The sequence below is a fragment of the Myxococcales bacterium genome, from assembly GCA_016717005.1.
GTDB lineage: Bacteria > Myxococcota_A > Polyangia > Haliangiales > Haliangiaceae > UBA2376.
The window spans coordinates 343,810-369,728 of record JADJUF010000014.1 but is presented as its reverse complement, the minus strand read 5'-3'; the positions used below and the strand labels follow the sequence as shown (position 1 = coordinate 369,728).

Annotated in this window: 20 protein-coding genes and 2 tRNA genes; 14 read left to right on the top strand and 8 right to left on the bottom strand. The window is 75.5% G+C overall.

Going from position 1 to position 25,919, the window contains the following annotated elements; genetic code table 11:
• Positions 1-134: 134 nt before the first annotated feature.
• Genes IPL61_15725 through IPL61_15715 form a run of 3 tightly spaced genes read right to left on the bottom strand, consistent with a single transcriptional unit; the run spans position 135 to position 3,295 of the window.
• Positions 135-1,397, bottom strand: a complete 1,263-nt coding sequence (locus IPL61_15725) for a M18 family aminopeptidase (protein MBK9032696.1) — start codon at positions 1,395-1,397, stop codon at positions 135-137.
• Between the two features lie 43 nt (positions 1,398-1,440).
• Positions 1,441-1,650 (bottom strand): hypothetical protein, encoded by a 210-nt coding sequence (locus IPL61_15720; protein MBK9032695.1) that lies wholly within the window; start codon positions 1,648-1,650, stop codon positions 1,441-1,443.
• A 34-nt stretch (positions 1,651-1,684) separates the two neighbouring features.
• Entirely contained in the window at positions 1,685-3,295 is a 1,611-nt protein-coding gene (locus IPL61_15715; GenBank protein MBK9032694.1) for a fibronectin type III domain-containing protein, read from the bottom strand.
• Positions 3,296-3,469: 174 nt separating this feature from the next.
• On the opposite strand from IPL61_15715, the gene IPL61_15710 reads away from it, so the two are divergent.
• From IPL61_15710 to IPL61_15700, 3 genes are read left to right on the top strand one after another with little or no spacing between them, the layout of a single operon-like run.
• Positions 3,470-4,222 (top strand): ribonuclease H-like domain-containing protein, encoded by a 753-nt coding sequence (locus tag IPL61_15710; protein MBK9032693.1) that lies wholly within the window; start codon positions 3,470-3,472, stop codon positions 4,220-4,222.
• Positions 4,215-4,769, top strand: coding sequence for a DNA-3-methyladenine glycosylase (locus tag IPL61_15705; protein ID MBK9032692.1), 555 nt, complete (start codon positions 4,215-4,217; stop codon positions 4,767-4,769). The genes IPL61_15710 and IPL61_15705 overlap by 8 nt, the downstream gene beginning before the upstream one ends.
• The gene (locus IPL61_15700) at positions 4,766-5,071 is read left to right on the top strand and encodes a 2Fe-2S iron-sulfur cluster binding domain-containing protein (GenBank protein MBK9032691.1); all 306 of its coding nucleotides are present in this window, start codon (positions 4,766-4,768) and stop codon (positions 5,069-5,071) included. The genes IPL61_15705 and IPL61_15700 overlap by 4 nt, the downstream gene beginning before the upstream one ends.
• On the opposite strand, the gene IPL61_15695 is transcribed toward IPL61_15700, so the two are convergent.
• Together IPL61_15695 and IPL61_15690 are read right to left on the bottom strand one after the other, a co-directional pair.
• Positions 5,043-5,564: a hypothetical protein gene (locus IPL61_15695; GenBank protein MBK9032690.1), complete on the bottom strand. Its 522-nt coding sequence runs from the start codon at positions 5,562-5,564 to the stop codon at positions 5,043-5,045. The genes IPL61_15700 and IPL61_15695 overlap by 29 nt on opposite strands.
• Positions 5,561-7,666, bottom strand: coding sequence for a serine/threonine protein kinase (locus tag IPL61_15690; GenBank protein ID MBK9032689.1), 2,106 nt, complete (start codon positions 7,664-7,666; stop codon positions 5,561-5,563). Before IPL61_15690 ends, IPL61_15695 begins: the two co-directional genes overlap by 4 nt.
• A gap of 48 nt (positions 7,667-7,714) precedes the next feature.
• Between IPL61_15690 and IPL61_15685 the strand changes: the two genes are divergently transcribed.
• From IPL61_15685 to IPL61_15675, 3 genes are read left to right on the top strand one after another with little or no spacing between them, the layout of a single operon-like run.
• Entirely contained in the window at positions 7,715-8,899 is a 1,185-nt protein-coding gene (locus IPL61_15685; protein ID MBK9032688.1) for a hypothetical protein, read from the top strand.
• Positions 8,899-10,122 (top strand): hypothetical protein, encoded by a 1,224-nt coding sequence (locus IPL61_15680; GenBank protein ID MBK9032687.1) that lies wholly within the window; start codon positions 8,899-8,901, stop codon positions 10,120-10,122. The genes IPL61_15685 and IPL61_15680 overlap by 1 nt, the downstream gene beginning before the upstream one ends.
• Positions 10,123-10,132: 10 nt before the next feature.
• Positions 10,133-10,948, top strand: coding sequence for a hypothetical protein (locus tag IPL61_15675; protein MBK9032686.1), 816 nt, complete (start codon positions 10,133-10,135; stop codon positions 10,946-10,948).
• Between the two features lie 274 nt (positions 10,949-11,222).
• Here the strand turns inward: IPL61_15675 and IPL61_15670 are convergent, their stop codons facing one another.
• Positions 11,223-12,677 carry a pyridoxal-dependent decarboxylase gene (locus IPL61_15670; protein ID MBK9032685.1) on the bottom strand — a complete coding sequence of 485 codons (1,455 nt, stop codon included), beginning with the start codon at positions 12,675-12,677 and terminating at the stop codon, positions 11,223-11,225.
• Between IPL61_15670 and IPL61_15665 the strand changes: the two genes are divergently transcribed.
• A complete protein-coding gene (locus tag IPL61_15665) occupies positions 12,573-13,475 on the top strand; it encodes a TSUP family transporter (protein MBK9032684.1) in 903 nt (300 codons plus the stop codon). The genes IPL61_15670 and IPL61_15665 overlap by 105 nt on opposite strands.
• Before the next feature lie 40 nt (positions 13,476-13,515).
• Here IPL61_15665 and IPL61_15660 read toward each other — a convergent pair whose 3' ends face one another.
• Together IPL61_15660 and IPL61_15655 are read right to left on the bottom strand one after the other, a co-directional pair.
• On the bottom strand, positions 13,516-14,229 hold the full coding sequence (locus IPL61_15660; protein MBK9032683.1) for a hypothetical protein: 714 nt from the start codon (positions 14,227-14,229) through the stop codon (positions 13,516-13,518).
• A gap of 7 nt (positions 14,230-14,236) precedes the next feature.
• Entirely contained in the window at positions 14,237-15,682 is a 1,446-nt protein-coding gene (locus tag IPL61_15655) for a sigma 54-interacting transcriptional regulator (protein ID MBK9032682.1), read from the bottom strand.
• A gap of 86 nt (positions 15,683-15,768) precedes the next feature.
• On the opposite strand from IPL61_15655, the gene IPL61_15650 reads away from it, so the two are divergent.
• From IPL61_15650 to IPL61_15620, 7 genes are all read left to right on the top strand, one after another.
• Positions 15,769-18,411: a serine/threonine protein kinase gene (locus IPL61_15650; protein MBK9032681.1), complete on the top strand. Its 2,643-nt coding sequence runs from the start codon at positions 15,769-15,771 to the stop codon at positions 18,409-18,411.
• A 40-nt stretch (positions 18,412-18,451) separates the two neighbouring features.
• The gene (locus IPL61_15645) at positions 18,452-19,552 is read left to right on the top strand and encodes a hypothetical protein (protein ID MBK9032680.1); all 1,101 of its coding nucleotides are present in this window, start codon (positions 18,452-18,454) and stop codon (positions 19,550-19,552) included.
• Positions 19,553-19,599: 47 nt separating this feature from the next.
• Positions 19,600-22,176 (top strand): M1 family metallopeptidase, encoded by a 2,577-nt coding sequence (locus IPL61_15640; GenBank protein ID MBK9032679.1) that lies wholly within the window; start codon positions 19,600-19,602, stop codon positions 22,174-22,176.
• Between the two features lie 35 nt (positions 22,177-22,211).
• Positions 22,212-23,663, top strand: coding sequence for a hypothetical protein (locus tag IPL61_15635; GenBank protein ID MBK9032678.1), 1,452 nt, complete (start codon positions 22,212-22,214; stop codon positions 23,661-23,663).
• A gap of 145 nt (positions 23,664-23,808) precedes the next feature.
• Positions 23,809-23,880 (top strand) — tRNA-Val (locus tag IPL61_15630).
• Positions 23,881-23,910: 30 nt separating this feature from the next.
• A tRNA-Asp gene (locus IPL61_15625) sits at positions 23,911-23,987 on the top strand.
• 223 nt (positions 23,988-24,210) lie between these two features.
• A complete protein-coding gene (locus IPL61_15620) occupies positions 24,211-25,896 on the top strand; it encodes a hypothetical protein (protein ID MBK9032677.1) in 1,686 nt (561 codons plus the stop codon).
• Positions 25,897-25,919: the final 23 nt, after the last annotated feature.

The window sequence follows — 25,919 nt, the reverse complement described above, 5'->3', positions numbered from 1 at the left end:
TCAGCCGGGCGAGTTCGTCGACGTGCGGCTCGAGGTGTAGCGCCGCGGCGCGCCCGCTCGGGCGGCCTCGGCGCTGGCGCGGGTCAGCGGCAGCGCGGGGATGACGCGCTCGGCCTGGGGCCAGGTCGCCATCGTCAGGTCTGCAGGTAGCGCGCCAGCACCCGGGTCATCAGCGCCGCATCGGCGCTGCCGCCCATCTCGCGGGCCGAGTGCATGCTGAGCATCGGGTTGCCGACGTCGACGGTCGCGATGCCGAGCAGGGTCGAGGTGATCGGCCCGATCGTCGAGCCGCACGGCAGGTCGGTGCGGTGGGCGTAGTGCTGGACCGGCACGCCCTCGAGCCGGCACAGCTCGGCGAACATCGCGGCGGTCGCGGCGGTGGTCGCGTAGCGCTGCTGCGCGTTGGTCTTGATCACCGGGCCGCCGTTGAGCACCGGCTTGTGGCGGGGCTCGTGGCGGCCGGGGTAGTTGGGGTGGACCGCGTGGGCCATGTCGGCCGAGACGCAGGTCGAGCGCGCGCACGCCTGGTGGAACGCCTCGCGCGAGCCGACCAGGCGCTCGAGCACCCGCGGCAGGACCGCGCCGCCGGCGCCGGCCGCGCTGGCGCTGCCGACCTCCTCGTGATCGAACAGCGCGATCACCGGGATCGACGCGAGCGTCGGCGCCGCGCCCGCCGCGCACAGCGCCGTCGTCGCGGCGTGGGCCATCGCCAGGTTGTCGAGGCGGGCCGAGAAGATGAACTCGTCGGCCGGCCCGGCCACGGTCGGCGCGGTCAGATCGTAGAGCATCAGCTCGCGGCCGACGATGGCGTCGGCGTCGACCCCGGCGGCGTCGGCGAGCTGCGCGGTCAGCGAGCGCGCGCCGGTCGCCAGGCCGAACACCGGCGCCAGGTGCTCCTGGCGGTTGAGCGCGACGCCCTTGTCGTTGACGTCGCGGTCGAGGTGGATCGCGAGCTGCGGCACCCGCGCCACCGGCCGATCGATCCGGACCAGGCGGCCGACCAGCTCGTCGCCGTCACGCACCAGCAGCCGCCCGGCGATCCCGAGATCGCGATCGAGCCACGAGTTGAGCAGCGCGCCGCCGTAGACCTCGACCCCGAGCTGGGCGTAGCCCTCGACGGTGTACTCGGGGTTGGGCTTGAGCCGCAGGTTGGGGCTGTCGGTGTGGGCGCCGACGATCCGGTAGCGCCCGCGCGCGGCCGGGTCGGCCGGGACCACGAACGCCAGCAGGTTGGTCTCGCTAGTGGTGACGTGGTACGCGCCGGGCGCGAGCTGGTCCCAGGGCGCTGCCTCGGACAGCGCGCGGAAGCCGGCGGCGTCGAGGCGCCGGCGGGCCTCGTCGACGGCGTGGAACGGCGTGGGCGCGGCGTGGAGGAAGGCGAGCAGATCGGCGAGCACGCGTGATTAGCACCCAGCCCGGGGGCGTGGGCAAGCCCGCGGGCTACTCGCCGCCGCCGCAGGGGTCGGCGCTGGCCTCGTCGGGATCGCCGCCCTTGGGCGCGCCGTCCTCGTCGTCGGTCGACTGGTCGTCGCCGCCGGGCGCGGCCGACTCGACCGCGGTGGCGTCGGGCGCGGGCGTGGTGGCGGGCTTGGCCTTGCCACCGCAGGCGGCGAGGGCGAGGACGAAGGACAGGGCGAGGGCGGTGCGCATCGCGGTGACGATACCGCGGGCGCCCAGGCCGGCGCTACGGGGCCTCGTACTTGAGGCCGCGCACCAGGCCGACCAGCGGCCCGAGCCCGTCGCGGGCCGCCGCGCGCAGCGGATCGGAGTGATCGACCACGGTGGCGAACGCCGGGCCGACCGCGTAGTAGGTCTCGACGAACAGCTCGCCGAGCACGCTCCGCCGCAGCAGGCCGTCGCGGAACTGGCGCAGGTGGCTGACCTCGTTGGCCATGAGCGTGCCGTACGCGGCGGTCGCGACGAAGCACGCGTCGACCTCGCCCGCGGCCCGGGCCGGCGTGGTGAAGCTGGCGGTCGCGATCGGCCCGTAGTTGCGGCACTCGTCGTAGGCGCGCACCGCGACGTAGTAGGTGGTCTCGGGCAGGAGGCCGGTCAGATCGAACAGCTGCACCTGGCCGGGGTCGTCGGGCGCGATCGCCTGCGAGATCGGCGACGAGGTCGCGAAGTTGGCGTCGGTGATCGGCTCGACCGCGCGGTAGCGGACCTCGTAGCCGGTCACCGGCGTGGCGCCGCCGTCGTCGCCGGGCGCGACGAACGTGATCGTGGCGGCGGTGGGCGTGAGCTCGGGCGCGCCCAGCTCGGTGGCCGGGCCGGGCGGGATCGAGTCGTCCTCGGGCCGCGCGGTGGCGCGGACGCGGAACGTGTCGGCGCCGTCGGTGCGCAGCAGCAGGCGGGCGGCGCCGGAGCCGGGCACGCCAGTCGAGATCGTGGCGTCGGGGGCGCGCAGGTCGCCGTCGACCCCGTCGCCGTCGTCAGGATCGCCGTAGCCGGCGTAGGTCGCGGTCATCGCGGTCATCGTGCTGGTCCCGACGGTCACCGGCAGCCGGTACACCACCGATGGCTGGCCGCGGTAGGGCAGGCCGTAGTTGCTCCACGGGATGCCGGTCGGCGACGGCCGATCCTCGGGCCGGTACGAGCTGTTGTGGTCGAACTCCTTGTTGACCTCGACCACGACCACGTAGTCGCCCTGGGGCAGATCGCCCGGCATCGGCCAGCTCAGCGAGAACGGCAGGTCGGCGGCGGGCGTCGCCTGCGACACCTCGTCGAACGGGTTCATCTGGTCGAACATGCCGACCGCGGGGTCGTCGATGCCGTCGACCCGGGCGATGTCCTCGCGCGGCGGGTACAGCGAGGTGCCGGTGGCCGTGACCTTGCCCTTGTCGGTGAAGATCGGCGAGCTGCAGGTGGCGGTGTCCCAGCCCGGCTCGTTCGGCGCCAGCGGCCGACAGAAGAACGCCTCGCTCGACGACTGGTTGAACGGGTGCGACAGGTTGGAGTCGTCGCGGTTCTGGAACTCCAGCGACGGGAACTCGAGGCCGTGCTTGTGCGACCAGATCGGGAACGTGGTGATGCGGCGACCGTAGGGCCAGCGCGGGCCGCTGTTGAAGTCGTAGCGGCCGGGGCGGTTGCCGATGCCGCGGCGGCCGACCGCGTCGGTGATGAACAGGGTCGCGATGTAGTTGCCGGCGCTGTCCTCGAGCCACGCCACCATCTGCAGATCGTCGGACGGCTGCAGATCGAGATCGATCACGCGGCACTGCGGATCGGCCGCGACCGGGCTGGCGAGCTGGGTCGCGGCGGCGAGGAGTGCGGCGGAGACGAGGCCGGTGCGCATCGTCTGCGATTATTGCCGTCCGGTGCGAGGGAGCAAGAGGCAAACGCCACGCGCTGGGCGATGACCGTTTCGACGGTGCAAGTCGTCGGGTGCGCGCGGGTGCGCAGGTGGCCGTGACCGATTCCACACCCGGCGCGGGACAGCGGCCGCCACGATTCGCTACCGTCGAGCGCCATGGCCGAGCCCCAGTACCTGGTCCTCGACCTCGAGACGGTGCCGGACACCACCCGCTGGTCCCGGCCCGAGCTGACCCCGGGCGTCGAGGCGCCGTTCCCGCCGACCTGGGCCCACCGGATCATCGTCATCGGCTGCCTGTGGCTGGACCGCGACTACCGGCTGCGGCGGCTGGGCGTCATCGGCGACGACCGCGCCGACGAGCAGCACGTCCTGGTCGAGCTGTCGCGCTGGATCGGGCGCGCCAAGCCGGTGCTGGTGACCTACAACGGCCGCGCGTTCGACCTGCCGGTGATCGCGCTGCGGTCGCTGTGCCACGGCGTGCCGCTGGCCTGGTACTACCGCGAGCGCGGCGTGCGCTACCGCTACAGCGAGGAGGGCCACATCGATCTGTGCGACTGGCTGGCCGACCACGGCGCCACCCGCTCGGGCTCGCTCGACGCGGTCGCCCGCTTGTTCGGCCTGCCCGGCAAGATCGGCGTCGACGGCTCGCAGGTCGAGGGCCTGTACCGCGCCGGCCAGCTCGCCAAGATCCAGGCCTACTGCCTGGCCGACGTGGTCCAGACCGCGTTCGTGCTGCTGCGGTTCCGGCTCTTGCAGGGCGTGCTGGCGCCGGCGGCCTACGTCGACGCGGCCACGGCGCTGCTCGACGCGCTCGCCGCCGAGCCCCGGGTCGCCGACGTCATCGCCGCGATCGATCGCGACCAGCTGCTCGCGTGCGCCGATCCCGACCGGCCCCGGCGCGATGGCTGAGCGCCTGGGGCTGACGTGGTTCCAGCGGCCGCCGCCGGTGGTGGCGCGCGCGCTGCTCGGCTGCGTGCTGGTCCACGGCGCCCGCGCCGGGATGATCGTCGAGACCGAGGCCTACCTCGGGCCCGAGGACCGGGCGTCGCACGCGCGGTTCGGGCCGACCGCGCGCACCGCCGTGATGTTCGGCCCGGGCGGCGTGACCTACGTCTACCTGTGCTACGGGATCCACCAGATGTTCAACATCGTCGCGGATCGCGATGGCCGCGCCGGCGCGGTGCTGGTGCGCGCGATCGCCCCCGCCGCCGGGCTGCCGCTCGATCCGGCGATCGGCCGCGGTCCGGGCAAGGTCACGCGCGCGCTCGGCCTGGGCCCGGGGCAGCACGGGCGCACGCTCGACGCCGACGCGCTGCACGTCCGCCGCGGCGCCCGGGTGCCCGCGCGCGCGATCGCCACGAGCGCGCGGATCGGCGTCGACTACGCCGGGCCGTGGGCGCGCCGGCGGCTGCGGTTCACGATCGCCGGCCACCCGGCGGTGTCGAGGGCGCGGTGACGGCGAAGGTCCGGTTCCTGCCGGCCGACGTCACCGTCGAGGTCGCCGCCGGCACGACCCTGTTCGACGCGGGCGGCCGGATCACCGCCGGGATCGAGACCGCGTGCGTCGGCAAGGGCACGTGCGGCCTGTGCCGGGTCAAGGTGATCGAGGGCGACGCCGCGCTGTCGCCGTACACCGACGTCGAGGAGCGCCACCTCGGCAACCTCTACCGCATCACCCGGCTACGGCTGGCGTGTCAGGTCCGGATCGACGGCGACGTCACCGTCGAGATCAAGACCCGTCGGCGTCCGCGCCCATGACCCCGGCCGCGCGCAGCGGGCCGAGGTCGAGGCTGTAGGCCCGGTAGACCTCGAGATCGCCGGGCGCGAGCGAGGCCCAGTGGTGGTCCCAGGCGCGCTCGAAGTAGCGGCGGGCGTCGTGGAGGATCATCACGTCGCGCAGCGTGCCCGGGATGTTGGCCGGGTCGTCGGCGGTGAACTGGTGCGCGGCCCGGACGTCGAAGTCGCGCGGGATCGCCGCGGCGAGCTCGCCGAGGTCGACCCAGCCCATCGCCGCGAGCTCGGCCAGGACGTCGTCGGCGGTGCCGCTCCACTCGGTGACGTAGGTGCCGGCCGCGAGCTGGCGCGCGAACCGCGTGGCCAGGAGCTGCTCGACCGACGCGCGCGTGATCGGCCCGCGGACCCGCGCGGCGTCGACGCCCTCGACCGGGCGGTTCTCGATCCGCGGCGGCGCCGGCGCGGCCGCGCGGCAGGCCGCGATCGCCGCCAGCAGCAGGGCCCCGGCCCGGATCACGGGAAGCGGGCCTGGTAGTACTTGGTCGCGTCGGCGGTGACCTCGACGTCGATCTCGGCGACCCGGCCCGTCGGCGGGTTGACGATGCGCAGGTGGTGGCGGCCGATCGGCAGGCGCAGCGCCCGGGCCGGCGCCTGCCCGATCTTCTTGCCGTTGAGGTAGATCTCGCCCCAGCCGTCGACGACCTGCAGCTGGATCGTGCCGGTCGGCACCGGCGCGGCCTTGAGCGTGCGCGTGACCACCGCCTCGCGACCGGCGCGCAGCTCGACGGTCGCGGTGGTCGCGACCGAGCCGGCGCGGCTCAGGCCGATGCGGGCGGTGTGCGCGGGCACGTCGTCGAGCGTGAGCGGCGTGACGCCGACGTCGGCGCCGTCGAGCGTGACCTCGGCGCCGGGCGGCTCGGTCCGCACGATCAGGCGCGCGCCGGCGACGACCATCGCCGCCCGGATGCGCAGGGTCTGGCCGGCGGCGACCTCGACGCGGTCGTCGACGTAGGGGCGATAGCCGTCGAGCTCGAGGCGCAGCGGCAGCGGGGTGCCGGCGCGGACCTCGAGCGTCACCGGCGTGGCGCTGATGAGCTGGTCGCCGACGGTGCCGTGAGCGCCGGCCGGCACGCTCTCGACCACCAGCACCGCCGGGCGCGGCGCCACCGGGCCGGCGTCGACGACCGCGACCGCCGCGGCCGGCGGGGGGCTGGCGGCGCGGCCGCGGGGCCAGGCCAGGACCGCGGCGATCGCCCCGGCCGCGACCACCGCGGCGCCGGCCAGCCAGCGTCGGCGCGGCCCGGCCGCAGGCGCAGGCGCGGGCGCGGCCACGGCCACCGGGCTCGCCGGGGTCACGGTCGGCATCGCCGGCGGCTCGCCCGGGCGCAGCCACTCGGCCCCGGCGATGGTGGTCTCGTCGAGCTCGAGCCGGGTCAGGCCGTCGGAGCCGATCGTGCTCTTGAGCACCGGCACCGACTCGTCGATCACGTCGTGATCGACGCCGCCGTCGGCGGTGGGCCGGCGGTTGCGCTGGAGCTGCGTGACCGCGGTCTTGCGGTCGGCGTCGGTCATGCCCGGCGGCGCGGTCGCGTCGGCGGTCTTGCGCTCGGCGTCGCCGCGGGCGGTGCGGCGGTGCTGCGAGCCCTCCTGCGCGATGTTGGCGAGCTGGGCCCGGATGATCGCGTCGAGGCGCTTGCCGGTCGGGGTCGCGGTGTCGAGCGCGTCCGACACGACCTCGGCCACGTCGAGCGCGGTCGAGATGATGCTCGACTCGTAGGTCAGCTCGGTCAGCGCGCGCAGGATCACCGCCGGGCGGGCCGGGCGCTGATCCGGCAGGCGCGCCAGGGCGTGGTGGAGGATCTCGTCGAGGCGCGGCGGCAGGCCCGGCCGCACCTGCGACGGCTTCGGCAGCGGCATCTCGGCGATGTTGCGGATGATGTCCTCGGCCTCGTCGCCGGGGAACAGCTTCTCGCTCGTGAACAGCTCGTACATCACCGACGCCGCCGAGAACATGTCGCTGCGGGTGTCGACGGTCTCGCCGCGGGCCTGCTCGGGCGACATGTAGCGCCACTTGCCCATCACCTTGCGGCGGCTGCCGCTGGCCGGGCGCGGCGGCTGGGCCGCGACCGCGATCCCGAAGTCGGCGATCTTCACCTCGCCGGCGCGGGACAAGAGGATGTTCGAGGGCGACACGTCGCGGTGGACGACCCCGTGCTGGTGCGCGAAGTCGAGCCCGCGCGCCAGCTCGATCGCGATCTGGAACGCCGCCGCCACCGGCACCTTGGTGCCGCGATCGCGCAGGCGCCGCAGCAGCGCGGCGAGGTCGAGCCCGTCGACGTACTCCATCGCGATGAACAGCGAGCCCGAGAAGCGCCCGAAGTCGAACACCTGGACGACGTTGGTGTGCGACAGCTTGACCGCGACCTTGGCCTCGGCGATGAACCGATCCTCGAACTCGGGATCGCGCGCGAGCTCGGGCAAGATCCGCTTGATCGCCAGCGTCTTCTCGAAGCCGTGGGCGCCGTAGGCCTTGGCCAGGAACACCTCCGCCATGCCGCCGACCGCGATGCGGTCCAGCACGTCGTAGCGTTCCAGGCTCTTCTCGGGGACCTCGGACATGGCGGGCGATCACCGGGCGCGGCCCGGAGGATGCCCTATAGTATGGCCATGCGCGCCCACCTGGCGCTCGTGCCCTTAGCTTTCATCGCCGCCGCGACGACGGCGCGGGCGGACGAGCGTCCGGTGGTCGTGGTCGACGCCAGCGCCGACGGCCGCGGCGCCGAGGTCGTGGCCCGGCTCAACGGCGCGCTCGGGCCCGAGCCGACGCTGGGGCCGATCGCGCCCCGGCTGATCGACGCGCTGGCGGCGCCGACGCCGATCGACGGCACCGCGATCGCCGCCGCCGCGGCCGCGCTCGCCGACGCGCGCGAGCGGATGGTGCGGTTCGCCTACGGCGACGCGGCGGCGATCGCCCGCGCCGCGCAGGACGCGCTGGCCGGCGAGGCCGGGGATCGCACCGCCCGCGAGCTCCTGGCCAACCTGGCCTTCGTCGAGGGCCTGGCGGTCGCCGACGACAGCGGCCTCGCCGCCGCGATCCCGACCTGGAGCCTCGTGCACAAGCTGTCCCCGGCCCGCGCGCTCGATCCGGCGCAGTACCCGCCCGACCAGGTGGCGGTGTTCGCGGCCGCGGTCACGCCGCCACCGGGCTCGGGCGCGGTCATGATCGCGGCGCCCGGCGCCACCGAGATCCTGGTCGACGGCGAGGTCGTCGGGCGCGAGCCGGCGGTGGCGCAGCTCGCGCCCGGCCCCCACATCGTGACCGCCCGCGGCGACGACATCGTCGACACCGGGCGGCGCGTGGTCGCGACCGCCGGGCAGATCGTCCGGGTCGATCTGGTGCCGGTGCTGGCGCCGGCGCCGGTGCGCGCGGCCCGGGCGCGCGATCGCCTGCGGGCCGCGACCGACGACGGTCAGCGGTTCGCGGCGGTGCAGGTGCTGCTGGCGATCGGCGCAGCCGAGGACGCGATCCTGGTGGTGGCCGACGACGCCGGGGTCGCCACCCGGCTCTACACCCGCCAGGGCGGGCTGGGCCCGGCCCGGCCCGTCGACGGCGATCTCGGCGCGGTGCTGCGGCCCTTGCGCCCGGTGCCGCGGCCGCCGCCGCGCCCGCCGGGGCCGCCGGGGCCGCCGGTGATCGGCCCGATCGCGCCCGAGGTCCCGTGGCACGAGCGCCGCTGGGTCCGGGTCGGCATGGGCGTCGCGGGCACGACCGTCGTGGTCGCGGTGATCGCCGCGATCCTGACGCGCGCCAGCGGCACCACCAAGCTCGGCGACACGATCGGAGTCGACTGATGCGCCGCGCCTGGCTCATCGGCCTGATCGCCGCCGCGGTCGCGTGCGGCGATCCCGATCAGTTCGGGCTGCGGGTGACCTGGAGCCAGGGCCCGATCCAGGCGTGCCCGCTCACCGCGGACGGCGTGACGTCGTGCAGCGCCATCGCGCTGTCGTGCGGCGCCCGGGCCCGGTTGCGGATCGTCGATGCCGTCGATGACACCCGCGTGTTCTTCACGGCCTGCTACGACGTGCCCCCGGGCGACGACATGTGCGGCCTGCGCGACGTCGCGCTGCCGTCGGCGATCGAGATCCCCAACCAGATGGTCCGGATCCAGCTCCAGGTGTGGTCGATCGACGCGCTGGTCGAGGCCGGCCTGCCCGCGGCCGAGTGCCCGACCTTCGGCCACTTCGACGTGCTCGGGTTCCCGCAGCTCAACGCCTACCTGATCCCGTCCGAGCCGGTGCCGGCGCTGGGCCGCGAGATCTACTTCCCCGTCGGCCAGCGCGAGGTCGCGACCATCGAGCTCGGGTGCCCGCGCGCCGATCTGCTCGACACCCCCACGTGCCAGACCCGGGCGCTCGACGTCGAGGCGACGCTGCTGGTGCCGGGCTCGTGGCGGTCGGTGTCGACGCTCGAGGCCGGCTCGATCAACGTGCGGTTCGGCCCGACGGTCGAGCGCGGCGGCGACACGCTGCTCGACGAGCGCAGCCTGATCCCGCTCGACCTCGTGGCCGGCCCCGAGCCGCGCTGGCGGGCCGAGGTCGGCGGGCCGATCGAGGGCCTGCGCTGCCTGCAGGCCTTCGTCGTCACCGCCGGCGCGGTGCCGGTGGCCGCGTGCGCCGAGGTACCCGCGCCGGTCGCCGGCGCCGTGCCGATGGTCGGCTACTGGCCCGATCCCGCGCTGGTCGGGCGGGTGATCGAGCTGGTCAACGCGCTGCGCGGCGTCGACGAGTTCCCGAGCCAGGGCATCGTGATCGGCTTCGTGATCGACCGCGACAACCAGCCGGTGCTCGGCGCCACGGTGACCCCGACCGCCGGCACGATCGTCTACCCGAACCTCACCCTCGACGGCTGGGAGCCCGCGACCGGGCCGTCGGGGCTGTTCGTGTCGCTCGACGCGCCGATCGCGAGCCACTGGGACGCGACCGCGCCGGGGCTGGCCGACGACGACCGCGCCCGCGGCGGCGTCATCGCCAACCACGTCACGGCCGTCGTCGTGCGCATGGACCCCGCGCTGTGAGGAGCGAGCGATGAGCGAGCGCTGGTACCGGGTCGCCGTCACCGACGGCACGACCGTGACCTTGGCCGCGGCCGAGGGCGCCCACGCCGGCGCCGCGATCACCGCCGCGGTCGGGCGGATCGGCCGCCGCGGGCGGGTGTGGCCGGTGGCCGCCGCGATCGCGCCCGACGCCGACATCCCGCTCGGCGAGTCGGTCGGGCGCGGCGTGGTCGTGCTGGCCGATCCGCCGGCCGGCCTCGGCGACTTCGAGTTCCCGCCGGGCGTGGTCCCGACCCTGGGCGGGCGGGCGCGCGCGGCGATCGCCCCGGGCCTGGCGCGCAAGCTCGGCGACGACACCCACATGATTGAGGCGGTGGTCGCGGGCGAAGAGGTCCGCGACGTCTTCCTCGACGTGCTCGAGCGCCTGCCCGCGGTCGACAACGTCGAGATCGACGTCGCCGAGCACCTCGATCCGGTCGGCGCGCGCGAGGTGTGGCTGACGCCGCGCCTGCGCGACGTCCGCCGCGCGGTCCGGTTCCTCGACGACTTCCAGGACGATTGCCTGACCAGCGGCCACGTCGACGTCGCGGCGTACGTGCGGAGCCCGCGCTCGACCTGGCGGCTGACCCAGCACAAGTCGCTGGTGTGGCTGTCCGACGACGACGCGCTGACCACGAGCGTGCACGGCTGGTTGACCGCCCGCGGCCTCGACCCGATCGATCCGGTCGCGACCGTCGCGGCCGGCCCGCACCTGCACTACCGCGGGCCGCGGTCGAGCGCGCGGTCGCGCCTGCTCGCGCGCCTCAAGAGCGCGGGGCTGCGCCGGGTCGACGCGCCGGCGCGGTGATCGGACGCCGCAAGCGCGCGGGGCTGCGCCGGGTCGACGCGCCGGCGCGGTGATCGGACGCCTCAAGCGCGCGGGGCTGCGCCGGGTCGACGTGCCGGCGCGGTGATCGGACGCCTCAAGCGCGCGGGCTGCGCCGGGGCGACGCGCCGGCGCGGTGATCGGACGCCTCAAGCGCGCGGGGCTGCGCCGGGTCGACGCGCCGGCGCGATGATCGGACGCCTCAAGCGCGCCGGGCTGCGCCGGGTCGACGCGCCGGCGCGGTGATCGCGCGGGCTCACGCGGCGCTGGCGCGGATCGTCGCGAGCAGGCCGTCGAGCTCGACGGCGGTGGTCAGCGGGTTCATGACCGTGGTCCGCAGCCAGCGCGCGCCGCCGAGCTGGGTGTCGAGGAAGTAGTAGTGGCCGCGGTCGCGGCCGCGCGCGCGCACGGTCGCCTGGAGCTGGTCGAGCTCCGGGCCCGGCGGCGGCCCGCCCGGCGGCCGGTAGCGGAAGCACACGATGTTGGCGTCGGGCGCCAGCGCCAGCTCGAAGTCGTCGGCGGCGGTCAGGCGCGCCGCCAGGGCCTGCGCCAGCGCGAACACCCGCTCGACGTAGTCGCGGAAGAACCCGACGCCGTAGGCGCGCAGGCTCGCGTAGAAGATCGTGCCCATCATCCGCTTGGTGCACTCGAGCGTGCGCAGGCCCAGGTTCCACCACTGGCGCTCGCGCGCGAACAGGTACGACGCCTCCTGCGCGAACGCGCCGTAGGCGTGCTCGCCGTCGCGGTAGAGCACGGCGGTGCACAGCGCCGGCATGGCCAGCAGCTTGTGCGCGTCCCAGACGATCGAGTCGGCGCGCTCGATCCCGCGCACCAGGTGGGCGTGGCGCGGGGCCAGCGCCGCGGCCGCGCCGTGGGCGCCGTCGACGTGCAGCCACAGGCCGGCGCTCGCGCAGAAGTCGGCGATCGCCGGCAGCGGATCGTACGCGCCGGTCGCGGTCGAGCCGGCCGAGGCCACGACCGCGATCGGGTGGCGCCCGGCCGCGATCGCGGCGGCGTGGGCGCGCGCGAGATCGTCGGGGCGCAGCCGGTAGCGCGCGTCGACCGCGACCGCGACCGCGCCGCCGGCGCCCCAGCCGAGCACCCGGACCGCGCGATCGATCGAGTAGTGGGCGGTGTCAGCGACCAGCACCGCCAGCGGCGGCCCGGCGTGGCTGCCGTCGGTCCAGACGTCGTGGCCGGCCCGGGCCTGGCGCGCGGCCAGGAGCGCGGTCAGGTTGCCGAGCGACCCGCCCGAGGTCAGCAGGCCGCCCGCGCTCGCGGGCAGGCCGAGCGTGCGCGCCATCCAGCCGACGACCGCGAGCTCGTGCGGCGTGGCGGCGCCGCCCATCTCGTAGACCGCCATGCCGTTGTTGAGCAGCGCCGCGAGCGCGTCGACCAGCGCCGCGCCCGGCACCGGCGGCGGCACCTGGTGGCCGAGCACGCGCGGGTGGTGCAGGCGGATCGAGGTCGCGAGCGTCTGCTCGACCGTCGTCACCAGATCGGCGCTGGGCTCGTCGTCGAACTCGCTCGGCCACGCCGCGATCGCCTGGGCCGGCGGTTGCCACGGCAAGACCGGCGCGTCGTCGCCGGCGACCGCGGTCGCGAGATGGTCGGCCAGGCGATCGATCACGCGGTGGCCGTCGGCGCGGAAGCGCTCGGCGTCGTAGGCGGCGATCAGGCGAGGCGACGGCGGCGGCAGCGCGGCGATCATCGCGCCAGCCTACCCCGCGGCCGCGGGCTTGACGGTACAGTGCCGCGCGTGGACGTCGGCCTCGGCACGACCGTCGCGTTGACCGCGGTCGCCACCGTGGCCGGCTGTGTCGACGCGATCGCCGGCGGCGGCGGCCTGCTGACGCTGCCGGCGCTCTTGACCGCGGGCGTGCCGGCGCCGCTCGCGCTCGGCACCAACAAGGGCCAGTCGGTGTTCGGCTCGGGCGCGGCGACCTTGCGGTTCGCGCGGGCCGGGCGGCTGGCCTGGCGCCGCAGCGTGCCGTCGTTCGCGGCCGGGTTCGCGGGCGCGGCGGCCGGCGCCGCGCTGGTGACGCAGGTCGACAAGGCCGTGCTCGATCCGCTGATCATCGTGCTCCTGTGCGTGGCCGCGGCGCTGGTGCTGGTGCCGCGGCCGGCGACCGCGCGGCTGCCGGCGCGGCCGCTGGTGACCGCGGTCGCGATCGCGCTGGTGGTCGGCGCCTACGACGGCTTCTTCGGCCCCGGCACCGGCACGCTCTTGATCGTCGGCTTCATGTGGCTCCTGGGCGAGGTCGCCGAGCACGCGAGCGCCAACGCCAAGGTCGTCAACTTCGCGTCCAACCTGGCGTCGGTGGCGCTGTTCGCCGCCCACGGGCGGATCCTCTGGGAGATCTCGCTGCCGATGGCGGCGGGGCAGTTCGCCGGCGCGCTGATCGGCGCCCACCTCGTGCTGACCCGCGGCGGCGGCCTGGTCCGGCTGGCGGCGGTCGCGGTCGCGCTGGCGATGGTCGCCAAGCTCACGTACGGGCTGGTGGCGTAGCGTCGCCCGGCGCGCAGCGGGGCGCCGCCGGTCGTCACGCTCACGTGGGGGCTGGAGGCGTCGCGTCGTCCGGCGCGTGTGGATCGCGGCGCGGCGGGGCCAGCTCGAGGGAGCCGCCGAGCTGGACCCGGACCACGCCGAGCTCGAGGTGCAGCGGCGCCAGCACCTCCTCGACGAACCGCCGCAGCGCGGCCATGGTCGGCCGCGCCCCCGCCAGCGGCCGCCCGGCCGGGCCCAAGCGTGGCGTCGCCACCCGGTAGGTGTGCTCGTCGATGACGATCACCTGACCGTCGGGCAGGTGGCCGCGGATGCCGGCGCCGAAGTCGGCCACCGTCGGCGGCGTCGTGAACGTCACGTCGATCATCTGGATCGTCGCGGCGACGTAGCCGCGCACGCCCGTGATCGGAAACGCCTGTCGATCCAGCCACGCCGTCGCGGCGCCGACCCGTCGCCGCCACCGCCAGCGCTGGAGCTGGTCCCCGCCGTGGACCAGGGCGACCGCCGCCCCGACGCCCGCGAGCGTCGTCGTCGCCACCCAGCCCCAGGCCCAGCCGATCGCCAGGCCGAGCGCCGTCAGGTAGCCGACCGCGACCAGGCACCCGGTCGGCGCCGGATCGCGCAGCGCCGCGCCGAGCGCGTGATCGTTGCCCTCGGCCTGGTGGATCAGCTCGGCGTCGGGGTGGCGGGCGGCCAGCCGTGCGAGCGCCGTCGAGTGGCCGTGGGTCGCGGTGCGAAACGGATCGTCGCCCGACACCCGCCGGTCAGTCCTCGGTGGCGTCGCTGACGTCGAACGCGGGCGGGCCGTCGTCGCGCCCGGGGTTGGCCAGGCCGAGCCGGTGCAGCATCTTGTGGATCGACATGCGGTCGATGCCGGCGGCGCGGGCCGCCGCCGAGATGTTGCCGTCGTGGTGGGCCAGGAGCTTCGAGATGTAGCGGCGCTCGAACTCGGACACGACGTTGCCCTTGGCGGCCTTGAACGGCGTCGCGATGTCGACCGGCACGGTCATCGTGGCGTCGGGCGACGACGCCGTCGTCGACGGCGTGTGATCGGTCCGCGGCGGCGGCTGCGGCGCGGGCGCCCGGCGCAGCTGCGCGGCGTTCTCGGGCGGCTCGGCCAGGAGCACCGCGCGCTCGATCACGTTGCGCAGCTCGCGGACGTTGCCGGGCCAGTCGTGCTTCATCATCAGATCGATGGTCTCGGCCGCGATGTACGCGCCCTCGCCGCCGGGCGTCGTGGCCAGGATGCCCTCGATGAGCAGCGGGATGTCCTCCTTGCGCTCGCGCAGCGGCGGCACGACGATCCGCGCGACGGCGAGGCGGTAGAACAGGTCCTCGCGGAACCGGCCACGGTTGACCTCGACCCCGAGGTCGCGGTTGGTGGCGGCGACGATGCGGATGTCGACGTTGAACGTCTTCTGGCCGCCGACCCGCCGCACCTCCTTGGCCTCGAGCACGCGCAGGAGCTTGGGCTGCATCGCCAGCGGTAGCTCGCCGAGCTCGTCGAGGAAGACCGTGCCGCCGTGGGCGCGCTCGAACGCGCCGGCGTAGCTCGCGGTGGCGCCGGTGAACGCGCCGCGCTCGTGCCCGAACAGCTCGCTCTCGATCAGGGTCGGCGGGATCGAGCCGCAGTCGACGACCACGAACGGGCCCTTCACGCGCGGCGACAGGTCGTGCACGCACTCGGCGGCCAGCTCCTTGCCGACCCCGGTCTCGCCGGTGATCAGCACGGTGGTGTCGCTGGCGGCGAGCTTCTCGAGCCGCGCGAACAGCTCGCGCATCTTGACCGAGCGGCCGAGCATGCCGCCCAGGCGATCGCGCTCGGAGATCTCCAGCTCGACCGACTCGCCGAGCGGCTCGAACTTCATCCGCGTCGAGCCGACCGCGATCTGCGCGCCGGGCTGGACGTAGACGTCGTTGATGCGGATGCCGCCGACGAACGTGCCGTTGGTCGAGTCGAGATCGCGCAGCCGGTAGCCGCGGTCGTCGAGCCGGATCTCGCAGTGCAGCCCCGACACCTTGGCGTCGGACAGCTGCACGTCGTTGCCGCGGCGGGCGCCGATGCGGATGACCGGCGCCTCGAGGTCGCGGATGAGGCCGGCGTCGGGGCCGGCCGTGACCTCGACCCGACACCGGCGCAGGCGCAGGCCGGTGGCGCGGCCGCCGACGTAGGTGACCCAGGTTCCAGAGCGCAGGTCGTCGACCGGCATCGGCGCGCAGCCTACCTCAGGTTGCCCGGCGGCGGGAACCGGCGGCGGGGTCGTAGGTCCAGTCGATCCGGTGCGATACTCCGGCCATGCCCGGGGCGCCGCCGGATTGGTTCGCGAGCGGGGAGTCGACGGTGTCCGTCGACGATCCGACCGTGGCCGACGACGACGCCAGCGCCACCGGCGAGTTCGACTTCGGCCGCATCGACACCGCGCCGGTCCCGGTGCCGACCGCCGGCACGACGATCGACCGGTACCTGCTCGAGACCCTGATCGGCGAGGGCGCGATGGGGCAGGTGTGGCGGGCCCGCGATCCGCAGCTCGATCGCGCGGTGGCGATCAAGGTCGTGCACCCGGCCATCGCCGCGGCGCCCGACGGCGGCCCGCGGCTGCTGCGCGAGGCCCGGGCGATGGCCAAGCTGTCCCACCCCAACGTCGTGACCGTCCACGACGCCGGCGACGACGCCGGCCGGCTGTTCGTCGCGATGGACCTGGTCGAGGGGGTCACGCTCGGCGAGTGGCTGCGCGGGCGCGCCGACCCGCACGACTGGCGGGCCACGCTGGCGCGGTTCCGCGACGCCGGCCGCGGCCTCGCCGCCGCCCACGCCGGCGGGATCCTGCACCGCGACTTCAAGCCCGACAACGTGCTCATCGATCGCGCCGGCCGGGTGTGCGTGGCCGACTTCGGGCTGGCCGCGTTCGGGCGCCGGCTCGAGCCGACCCGGCGGACCTCGCGCGCCCACGATCAGGTGGTGAGCGACCTGACCGCGGCCGGCACCGTCCTCGGTACGCCGGCGTTCATGAGCCCCGAGCAGCTCCGCGGCGAGGTGATCGACGCCCGCGCCGATCAGTTCAGCTTCTGCGCGTCGCTGTACGAGGCGCTCTACGGCGAGCACCCGTTCCTCGGGCGCGAGGCCATGACCATCGCCGCGCTGGTCGACGCGATCGATCGCGGCGCGGTGCGCCCGGCGCCGGCCGACGACCGGGTCCCGCGCTGGCTCCGGGCCGCGGTGGTGCGCGGCCTGGCCGCCGCGCCGGCCGCGCGCTGGCCCGATCTGCCGGCGCTCCTGGCCGCGCTGGTGCCGCCGCGGCGGGTGCCGCCGCTGGCGATCGTCGCGGTCGCGGTCGCGGTCACCGCGGCGGTGGTCGCGACGATCGTGGTGGTGCGCGCCCGGGCGACGGTCCACGCGCGGCCGCCCGCGACGGTGACCGCGGTGCGCCGGTTCGACGTGTCGCTGGCCAGCCGCATCGCCCTGGCGCCCGACGGTCGCCGGGTCGCGATCGCCACGACCGATCGCATCGACGTGCGCGCGATCGACGGCGCGCCGGTGTGGTCGCACCTCGATCCCACCGACCCGATCGAGCGGGTCGCGTTCGCCGATCGCGATCACGTGCTGATCGCCTACACCCGGCCGCTGCGGCTCGAGCAGGTGACGCTGCCAGCCGGGGGCGTCACTGAGGTCGCGCGCTGGCCCGGCTGGGATCGCTGGCTCGGGCGCGTCGACGGCCACGAGGTCGTCGCGCGGATCGACGGCGCCGGCTGGCAGCTCGGGCTCGGGGCCGGCGCCGCGGTCACGCCGCTGGTCCAGATCGACCACCCGGCCCAGGTCGTCGCGGGCTCGCCCGACGGGCGCCGGCTGGCGCTCCTGCTCGAGCGGCGCTACGACGGCCAGATCGTCGTGCTCGACGCCCGCGGCGTGGTGGCGCGGTCGGCGTGGCTGCCGGGCGCGACCGCCGTGGCCTGGGCCGACGACGACACGCTGCTCTACGCCATCGGCACCGTCGATCGCCCGACCCTGTGGCGCGCCGATCTCGTCGGCGCGGCGCTGGCGCCGGCGCGGCTCGTCTACCGGATCGAGCGCGGCTGGTTCGGGCAGATCGTCGTCGGCGGTGACCGCGTGATGTTCATCGACTCGGGCGCCACCTTCCGCAGCCGCGTCCTCGACCGGGCCGGGGCGTCGACCGTCGCCCGCGATCTCGACCCCGCCACCGTCGGCGCCGCGCTGGCGTGGATGGACGACGGCACGTTCCTGGTGTGGAACCGGGCCTCGGGCGGCATCGAGCGCCACGGGCCCACCGGCGCGGTCGCGACCACGCCGGCCCGGCTCGACGGCGAGATCATCTCGGCCACCCGCGCCGGCGACGTGGTGATCGCGGCGCTGCGCCGGGACGCCGGCCGCGAGGTGGTCGCGGTGTCGATCGCCGACGGCCGCGAGCGCTGGCGCGTCCCGCCCGGCGTCCTCCGCACCGTGCGCTGCACCGACGACCGCGCGCCGCCGTGCCTGCTGGTGCGCGACGGCGACGACGCGACCGCGCGGCGGCTGGCCTGGGTCGAGCCCGGCGACGGCGCCGTCGGCGCGACCGTGGGGCCGGCCGGCCGCATCGACGACGTCGCCCTGACCGCCGGCGGCGCGCGCCTGCTGCTCGCCGACGGCACCCGCGACGTGGTCGAGCTCGATCTCACCGCCGGCGCCGAGGTCCGGGTCGAGACCGACCTGTCGCCGCGCGCGCTCGCGTTCGATCCGCGCGGCGGCCTGCTCCTCACCGGGAGCACCAACACCACGCGCTACTCGCTGGTCGCGCTGGGCCCGGCTGGCGCCACCGAGGTGTACCAGTCCCGCGACGAGATCTTGTTCCAGCCGCGGCCCTCGCCCGACGGCCGCGCGGTGATCGTGATGGGTCGCCTGTTCCTGCCGGTGCTCTACGAGCTGCCGCGGGCGGCCGTGCGCTGACGGCGCTGGGCGCCCGGCGGTTGTGCGGTAGCGTCGGGCGATGTCGACCGCGCCGCCCGAGCTCGTCCGCCTGACCGATCTCGACCCCGCCTGGGTCGAGGCCAACCCCGGGGTCCGCCTCGACGCGGTCCGCGCGGGCGCGCGCCGGCTGCGCGATCGCCTCGCCGCCGCCGGCCCGGCGCGGTGCGTGCGCACGGCCGACCTGATCACGTTCCCGTACCCGACCGCGTACGCGCTGACCGGGGCCGCGGCCTCGCCGGCGCCGTACGTGATGATGCGCAACCGGGTCCAGCTGGTGCAGGTCCGGGTCGGCGCGCGGGTGGTGTCGATCCTCGTCAACCCGAGCGACCCCGATCGGTCGCTGCACGCGCCGTTCTTCGCGCGCCAGCTCGAGCGCTACGGCCGGTTCGTGGCCCAGCGCGTGATGACCCAGCGCCACGGCGCGGTCGCGACCGCGCTGGCCGGGTGGGGCGTCGACCCCGCGGCCATCGACTACGTCACCTTCGATCACCACCACGTCCAGGATCTGCGGGGCCTGCTCGGCACCACCGCGCCCGAGCCCGGCGCGGCCGCGCCGACGCCGGCGCTCTTGCCCAACGCTCGCCTGCTGGCCCAGGGCGCCGAGCTGGCCACCCACGCCTGCGCCCACCCGCTCCAGCGCGACTGGTACGTCGCCGACGGGCTGCGCGCGATCGATCCGGCCAAGATCGTCGCGCTCGACGGCGACTACGCGCTCGGCGCCGGCTTCGCGCTGGTGCGCACGCCCGGCCACACCGCCGGCAACCACACGCCGGTCGTCGTCACCGACCGCGGGCTGTGGACGATCAGCGAGAACGGCGTGTGCGTCGACGCCTACGCCCCCGAGGCCAGCCGCATCGCCGGGGTGCGCGCCTACGCCCGCGATCGCGGCGTCGAGGTGATCCTCAACGGCAACACCCGCGAGGCGTCGCTCGATCAGTACACGTCGATGGTGCTCGAGAAGACCCTGGCCGATCCCTGCCCCGAGCGCCCGGAGTTCCCGCAGCACTTCGCGTCGTCGGAGATGGTCCGCCACCCGCTGGCGCCGGGCCTGGCCCCGACCTACAGCCACGGCGCGATCACCTTCGGCGCCGTCGCCGCGGCGCCGGCCCGCGCCGCCTGACGCCCGCGCCTTGTCGGGAGCGGCGGCCCGTGCGACCGTCGCTGACGATGAGCCGTGAGTTCGCGCTGCCCGGCACCCGCCCTCGGTTCGCGCCCGACCGTCCGATCGACGTCGAGCACTACCGCCTCGAGGTGACGCTCGACCCCGCGGCGCGGACGATCGCCGGCACCGCCACGATCACCGCGACCGTCATCGCCGCGGCCATCACCGAGGTCCGCCTCGACGCGGTCGAGCTCGAGGTCGCCGCGGTCCGGGTCGACGGCGCCGGCGCCACCTTCACCAACGACGGCCGCGCGCTGCGGATCGCCGTGGCCCGGCGCGCCGGCGGCGCCCGCCTGGCGATCGAGGTCGACTACCGGGCCCAGCCCCGCCGCGGCCTGTACTTCACCGCGCCCGATCCCGGCTACCCCGACAAGCCGGCCATGGCCTGGACCCAGGGCCAGGACGAGGACTCGCGCCATTGGTTCCCGTGCGTCGACGCGCCGCACGAGAAGGCCACGAGCGAGGTGATCGCGACCGTGCCCGCGGCCTGGACCGCGCTGTCCAACGGCGTGCTCGCCGACGATCGCCGCGCCGGCGGGCAGCGCACGCTGCACTGGCGGCTCGACGTCCCGCACGCCTGCTACCTGGTGACGCTGGTCGCCGGCGACCTGGCGACGATCGAGGCGCGGTGGCGCGACGTGCCGGTCACCTACCACGTCGTGCGCGGCCGCGAGGCCGAGGCCCAGCGCACGCTCGCGCGCACGCCGGCGATGCTCGAGCTGTTCTCGCGCACGTTCGGCGTCGACTACCCGTACCCGCGCTACGCCCAGGTGTTCGCCGCCGACTTCATCTTCGGCGGCATGGAGAACACCAGCGCGACCACGCTGACCGACGTCATCCTGATGGACGAGCGGGCCGCGCTCGACTACGACATCGACGCGCTGGTCGCGCACGAGCTCGCCCACCAGTGGTTCGGCGACCTGGTGACGTGCCGCGAGTGGGGCGAGGGCTGGCTCAACGAGGGCTTCGCGACCTACGCCGAGTACCTGTGGCGCGAGCACCACGAGGGCCGCGACGCCGCCGACCTCGAGCTCGACGAGTGGGCCGAGATGTACTTCGGCGAGGACGGCGGTCGCTACCGGCGCACGGTCGCGACCAAGCTCTACGACGAGCCGATCGACATCTTCGATCACCACCTGTACGAGAAGGGCGGGCGGGTCCTGCACATGCTGCGGCAGGAGCTGGGCGACGACGACCTGTGGAAGAGCCTGCGGCACTACCTGGGCAAGCACCGCCACGGCGCGGTCGAGACGCGCGACCTCGCGCGCGCGATCGAGGACGCCACCGGCCGCGTGCTCGACTGGTTCTTCAGCCAGTGGGTCATCGACGGCGCCGGCCACCCCGAGCTCAAGGTCGCGATCAGCTGGGACGCCGAGGCCAAGCTCGCCGCGGTCAAGATCGAGCAGGTCCACAAGGTCGAGGGCGCGACGCCGCTGTTCCGGCTGCCGGCCAAGGTCGCGCTCGAGGTCGACGGCGTCGTGCACGAGCACGCGATCGTCATCGACGCGCGGGCCCACACCTGGTTCTTCCCGGCGGCGACCGAGCCGACCCGGTGCGTCTTCGATCCCGGCCGGACGCTCCTGGCCGCGGTCGAGACCGACAAGAGCCCGCGCCTGTGGATCGCCGAGCTGACCGGCGCCGCGCTGGCGAGCGATCGCCGCCACGCCGCCCGGGCCCTGGGGCGGATCGCCGGGCCGCTGGCCCAGGCCGCGCTGGTGCGGGCGCTGGCCGACGACGACTTCTGGGCGGTGCGCGGGGCCGCGGCCGCGGCGCTGGCGGCGATCGGCAACGACGGCGCGCGCGACGCGCTGGTGCGCGCGACGATCACCGAGGCCCACCCGCGGGCCCGGCGCGCGATCGTGCGCGCGCTCGGCGAGTTCCGGCGCGACACCAAGGTGGCCGCGGTCCTGGCCGATCTGGTCGAGCGCGGCGACGCCAGCTACTTCGTCGAGGCCGAGGCGTGCCTGGCGCTCGGCAAGGCCCGGGCCCCGCAGGCGCCGACGCTGTTGCGGCAGGCCGCGACCCGGCCGTCGTTCACCGACGTCATCCGCCAGCACGCCTACCGCGGCCTGGCCGAGGCCCGCGACGACGGCGCGCTCGACGTGCTCGTGGCCGGCACCCGCTGGGGCACGCCGTCGGGCGGCCGCCGGGCCGCGCTGACCGCGCTGGCGTCCTTGTGCCGGGGCCGCCGCGACCGCGACGCGGTGCGCGCGCGCGAGCACGTCGAGGAGCTGCTGCTCGATCGCGACTTCCGGGTCCAGGCCGCGGCGCTCGAGGCGCTGCTGACCTGGGGCGATCGCACCGCCGTCCCCGCGATCGAGCGGATGATCGCGCGCGAGCTCGATGGACGCCTGCGCCGGCGCGGCAAGGAGATCGTGCGCGACCTGGCCGACGGCGCCGGCGCCACCGAGGAGTTGACCCGGCTGCGCGACGACGTCACCGCGCTGCGGGCGACGACCGCGACCTTGCGCGAACGCCTCGACAAGCTCGACGCCCGCCCGCCCGCGCCGCCGCCGCCCGCGCGCCGCCGCGCCCCGGCGCGCAAGCGGCCGACGCGAGCGGCCCGACCACGACGACGCTGATCCGCGCTCGCGATCGTGTGTGATAGCGTCGCTGGATGCGTCTGCTCTGGCCCTCGCTCGCCGCCACCGTCGCGGCCTGTTCGTTCTCGGCGCAAGGCGGCGGTGATGACGTCGTCCAGATCGACGCCGCGGTCGATCCCGACGCGGCCGTCGATCCCGACGCCGCGGTCGATCCCGACGCGCCGCTCGGCCCCGACGCCGCGACCTGCACGCCCGACTGCACCGGCGACGTCCTGACGTCCTGCGGCGGCGGCGGCCCCACCACCGAGACCTGCCCGGCGGGCTGCGGCACCACCGGCGGCGCCCACTGCTTGGTGTTCCAGCCGTCCAACGGCGTGCCGACCAGCGCCGCCACCGCCGCGACCGCCGAGCTGATCGTGACCAGCGGCCGGCAGTACGTGTTCAACACCGACGACGGCAGCATCGTCAGCTACGACCACAGCGGCAACGATCCGCAGCCGATCCGCGCGGCCGGGACCGCGCCGGACGCCGGCATCACGTTCGCGACCCAGACCCAGACCGGCACCAGCGTCGAGCTCGGGGTGTGGGGCGTCAAGGCGCTGTCGGTGCCTGACGGCAACGCCTGGATCGGGTTCCGCGGTGGGCGCGCCGCCGCGGTGATCGCGTCGGGGCCGATCGCGATCCACGGATGGGTCGACGCCAGCGGCGGCCAGACCGACGCCGGCGTCGTCTGCACCTCCTGCCCTGGGCCCGGCGGCGGCGCCGGCGGCACGCCCACCACCGCGGCCGGCGGCTGCGCGCCCGGCGGCGCGGGCAACTACTCGACGACCGCGTGGGAGACTGGCGGCGCCGGCGGCGGCATGTCGACGCCCGGCGGCAACGGTGGGGCGTCGGTGCAGGCCGGCGGCGGCGCCGCCGCGATCACCTCGTGCAGCGGGGCCGAGCTGGTGCCGCTGGTCGGCGGTGGCGGCGGCGGTCGCGGCGCGATGAACGGCTCCGGCGGCGCGCTCGGCGGCGGCGGCGGCGGCGGCCTGCAGCTCACCTCGCTGGTGTCGATCACGGTCGAGGGCACCGGCGCCGAGGTGTTCGCCGGCGGGGTCGGCGGCGCCGGCTTCTCGACCGCGTGGGGCGGCGGCGGCGGCGGCGCCGGCGGCGGGCTGATCCTCGAAGCGCCCACGGTCACGCTCGGCGCGGCGGCGGCGATCACCGCCAACGGCGGCGGCGGCGGCGCCGGCCACCTCGCCAACGACGGCGAGTTCGGCCGCAACGACGCCACGCGCGCGGCCGGCGGCGTCGGCGACGGCATCGGCAGCAACAATGGTCGCGGCGGGTTCGGGGGCGTGGCCACCACCACCGTCAACCCGCTGCTGGCGCCGAGCTCCGGCCTGGGCGGCGGCGACGGCACCGGCGGCGGCGGCGGCGCGGCCGGGCGCATCCGGATCAACACCCGTGATACCGCGACGCCGACGATCACCGGCGCGACCGTCAGCCCGCCGGCCTCGGTCGGCACCCGCGCGGCGTTGTGAGCGCCGGCGCGGCATCGCGGCGGTGCCGCTCCCCGCGGCCACCCTCGGTCGCACGGGTCGATCGCGACGATCGCGCGATCATGCGCGCCGGCCTTGACACCGACGCGGCGGTCGTCTAGAAACCTCCAACCTCGCGCTGACACGCGGGCGGATAGCTCAGCGGAAGAGCATTGCCTTTACACGGCAGTGGTCGCAGGTTCGAACCCTGCTCCGCCTACGAGCCACTTGAAAACTAGCTGAGATTTCTGGAGCGGTAGTTAAGTCGGTTATAACGCCGGCCTGTCACGCCGGAGGCCGCGGGTTCGAGTCCCGTCCGCTCCGCCAGTCGTCCCTGGTGCCTCACCCCGTTCAGCGGGGCCTGACAATGGACGCGATGGAAGGACCCGCAGCGCGAGCTGTCGGGTCCTTCGGCGTTTGTGCCACGGCACGGCCTCCCGGCCGGCCTTCTCGAGATCGGCGCGCTCATGCCGAGGATCGTGGTCCCGCCGCGCCTGTCCTCGGATACGCTCGGCGCCGCGACCGGTGCTGGTCGAACGGTGGAGTCGCCATGCCGCCCCGCAAGCCCGCCCGTCCGACCGCGAAGCGCACGGTGATCTCGACGCCCGCCGTCACCCCGCGGCCCAACGCGCCGACGAAGGCCGCGGGCATGACGCCGGCGAAGGCCAGGCCCAAGACGCCGTCGTCGGCGAAGGCGCCGACGAAGCCCAAGGCGCCACCGGCGCCGGCGAAGGCCAAGCCCAAGGCGCGGGCCAAGCCCAAGACGCCACCGCCACCTTCGGTCGCGATCGGGACCGTGCTCGCGATCCCGCTCGACGACGGCCGCTGGACCGCGTGTCACGTCGTCGGCGCCGCCGACGGTCGGCCGTGCGTGGCCGGGCTCCGCTGGATCGGCGACGCGGCGCCGACCCTCGACGACCTGCGCGACGTGCCGTACCTGCGCATCGATCACCACAACTGGAAGGGCGCCCTCGACTGGCACCACGTCGAGGCCACCCCGCCACCGCCATCGTTTCACGCCGTCGGCGTCCGGCCGGTCGCCGACCTCGGCGCGTGCAACTCGTACGGCGGGTGGAGCAGCTTCGGGCTGCAGATCCGGCTGCAGGCGCGCTGGGACGCGCTGCCCGAGGCGGCCCGCCGCGCCTACAAGGCCGCGCCCATGGGGCCGGGCACCGACCTCGAGCTCGACCTCGGCTCGAGCCGGCGGGTGGTCCGCGTCGGGTGCTCGGACCTCTACCTCGTCGACGGCGACGCGCCGGTGCGCTGGGCCGAGCTCGACCGGTTGCCGCGCCTCACCAAGCTGGGCTATGCCGGCGCCGACGCCCGAGTGCTCGACTACGTGCGCGGGCGGCCGATGATCGGCGAGCTGTCGTGGTCGCGCCACGGCCGCGCCGCGATCGATCTGCGCGGCACCAACCTGACCGAGGTCAGCGTCGACGTCGCGGCGCCGCTGACGCTGACGCTGCCGCGCGCGATCCGCGCGCTGTCGGTGTCGGGCGACGCCCGCCTGCTCACGGTGGTCCAGCCCGGCGACGGCGTCGCGCTCGACGTGACGATCGGGCCCGGGCCCGACGGCCAGCCGCGCCTGCCGGTGCGCGGGTTGCCGGCGCTGCGGTCGCTCCGGCTGGTCAACGCCGCGACGATCGAGGTCGCGCCGCTGGTCGCGCACCCGGGCCTGGCCGGGCTGTACCTGCACGGCACGGCGGTCCGGATCCCGGACATCGAGGCGCTGGCCGGGCTGCCCGGGCTGCGGCGGCTCGAACTGGTCCACTGCTACGGCGTCGACGCCGCGCGGGTGCCGGTCGCGGCCCAGGCCTGGCCGGCGCTGGCCTACGCCAGCGTCGACGGCTACCGCAAGCCCGACGCCGCGCGCTGGCGGGCGTGCCTGGCCGGGGTCGCCACCGTCGAGCTGCGCGGCGCCAAGACCGACGCGTGGCTCGCCGCCAACCTCGACAACCCGTTCCGCGACTGGATCGACCGGTCGCCCGCGGTCGGCAAGCAGGCGTGCGCGGCGTGGCGCAAGGCCCGGGCCGCGCTCGGTGACGGCGTCGGCGCCGGCGCCGCCGAGCCGATCCTGCGCGCGCTGATCACCACCTTCAACGCGCTCGACGGCAAGCACGGGCTCGACACGATCGATCGCGAGGAGATCGGCGAGGCGTTCCACGGGCTCGCGGCCGTGGCCGGCGTCGCCGACGCGACCGCGGCCGCCTGGTTCGATCGCTGGCGCGACTTCTGAGCCGGTCCGCGGCGACGCCCCCG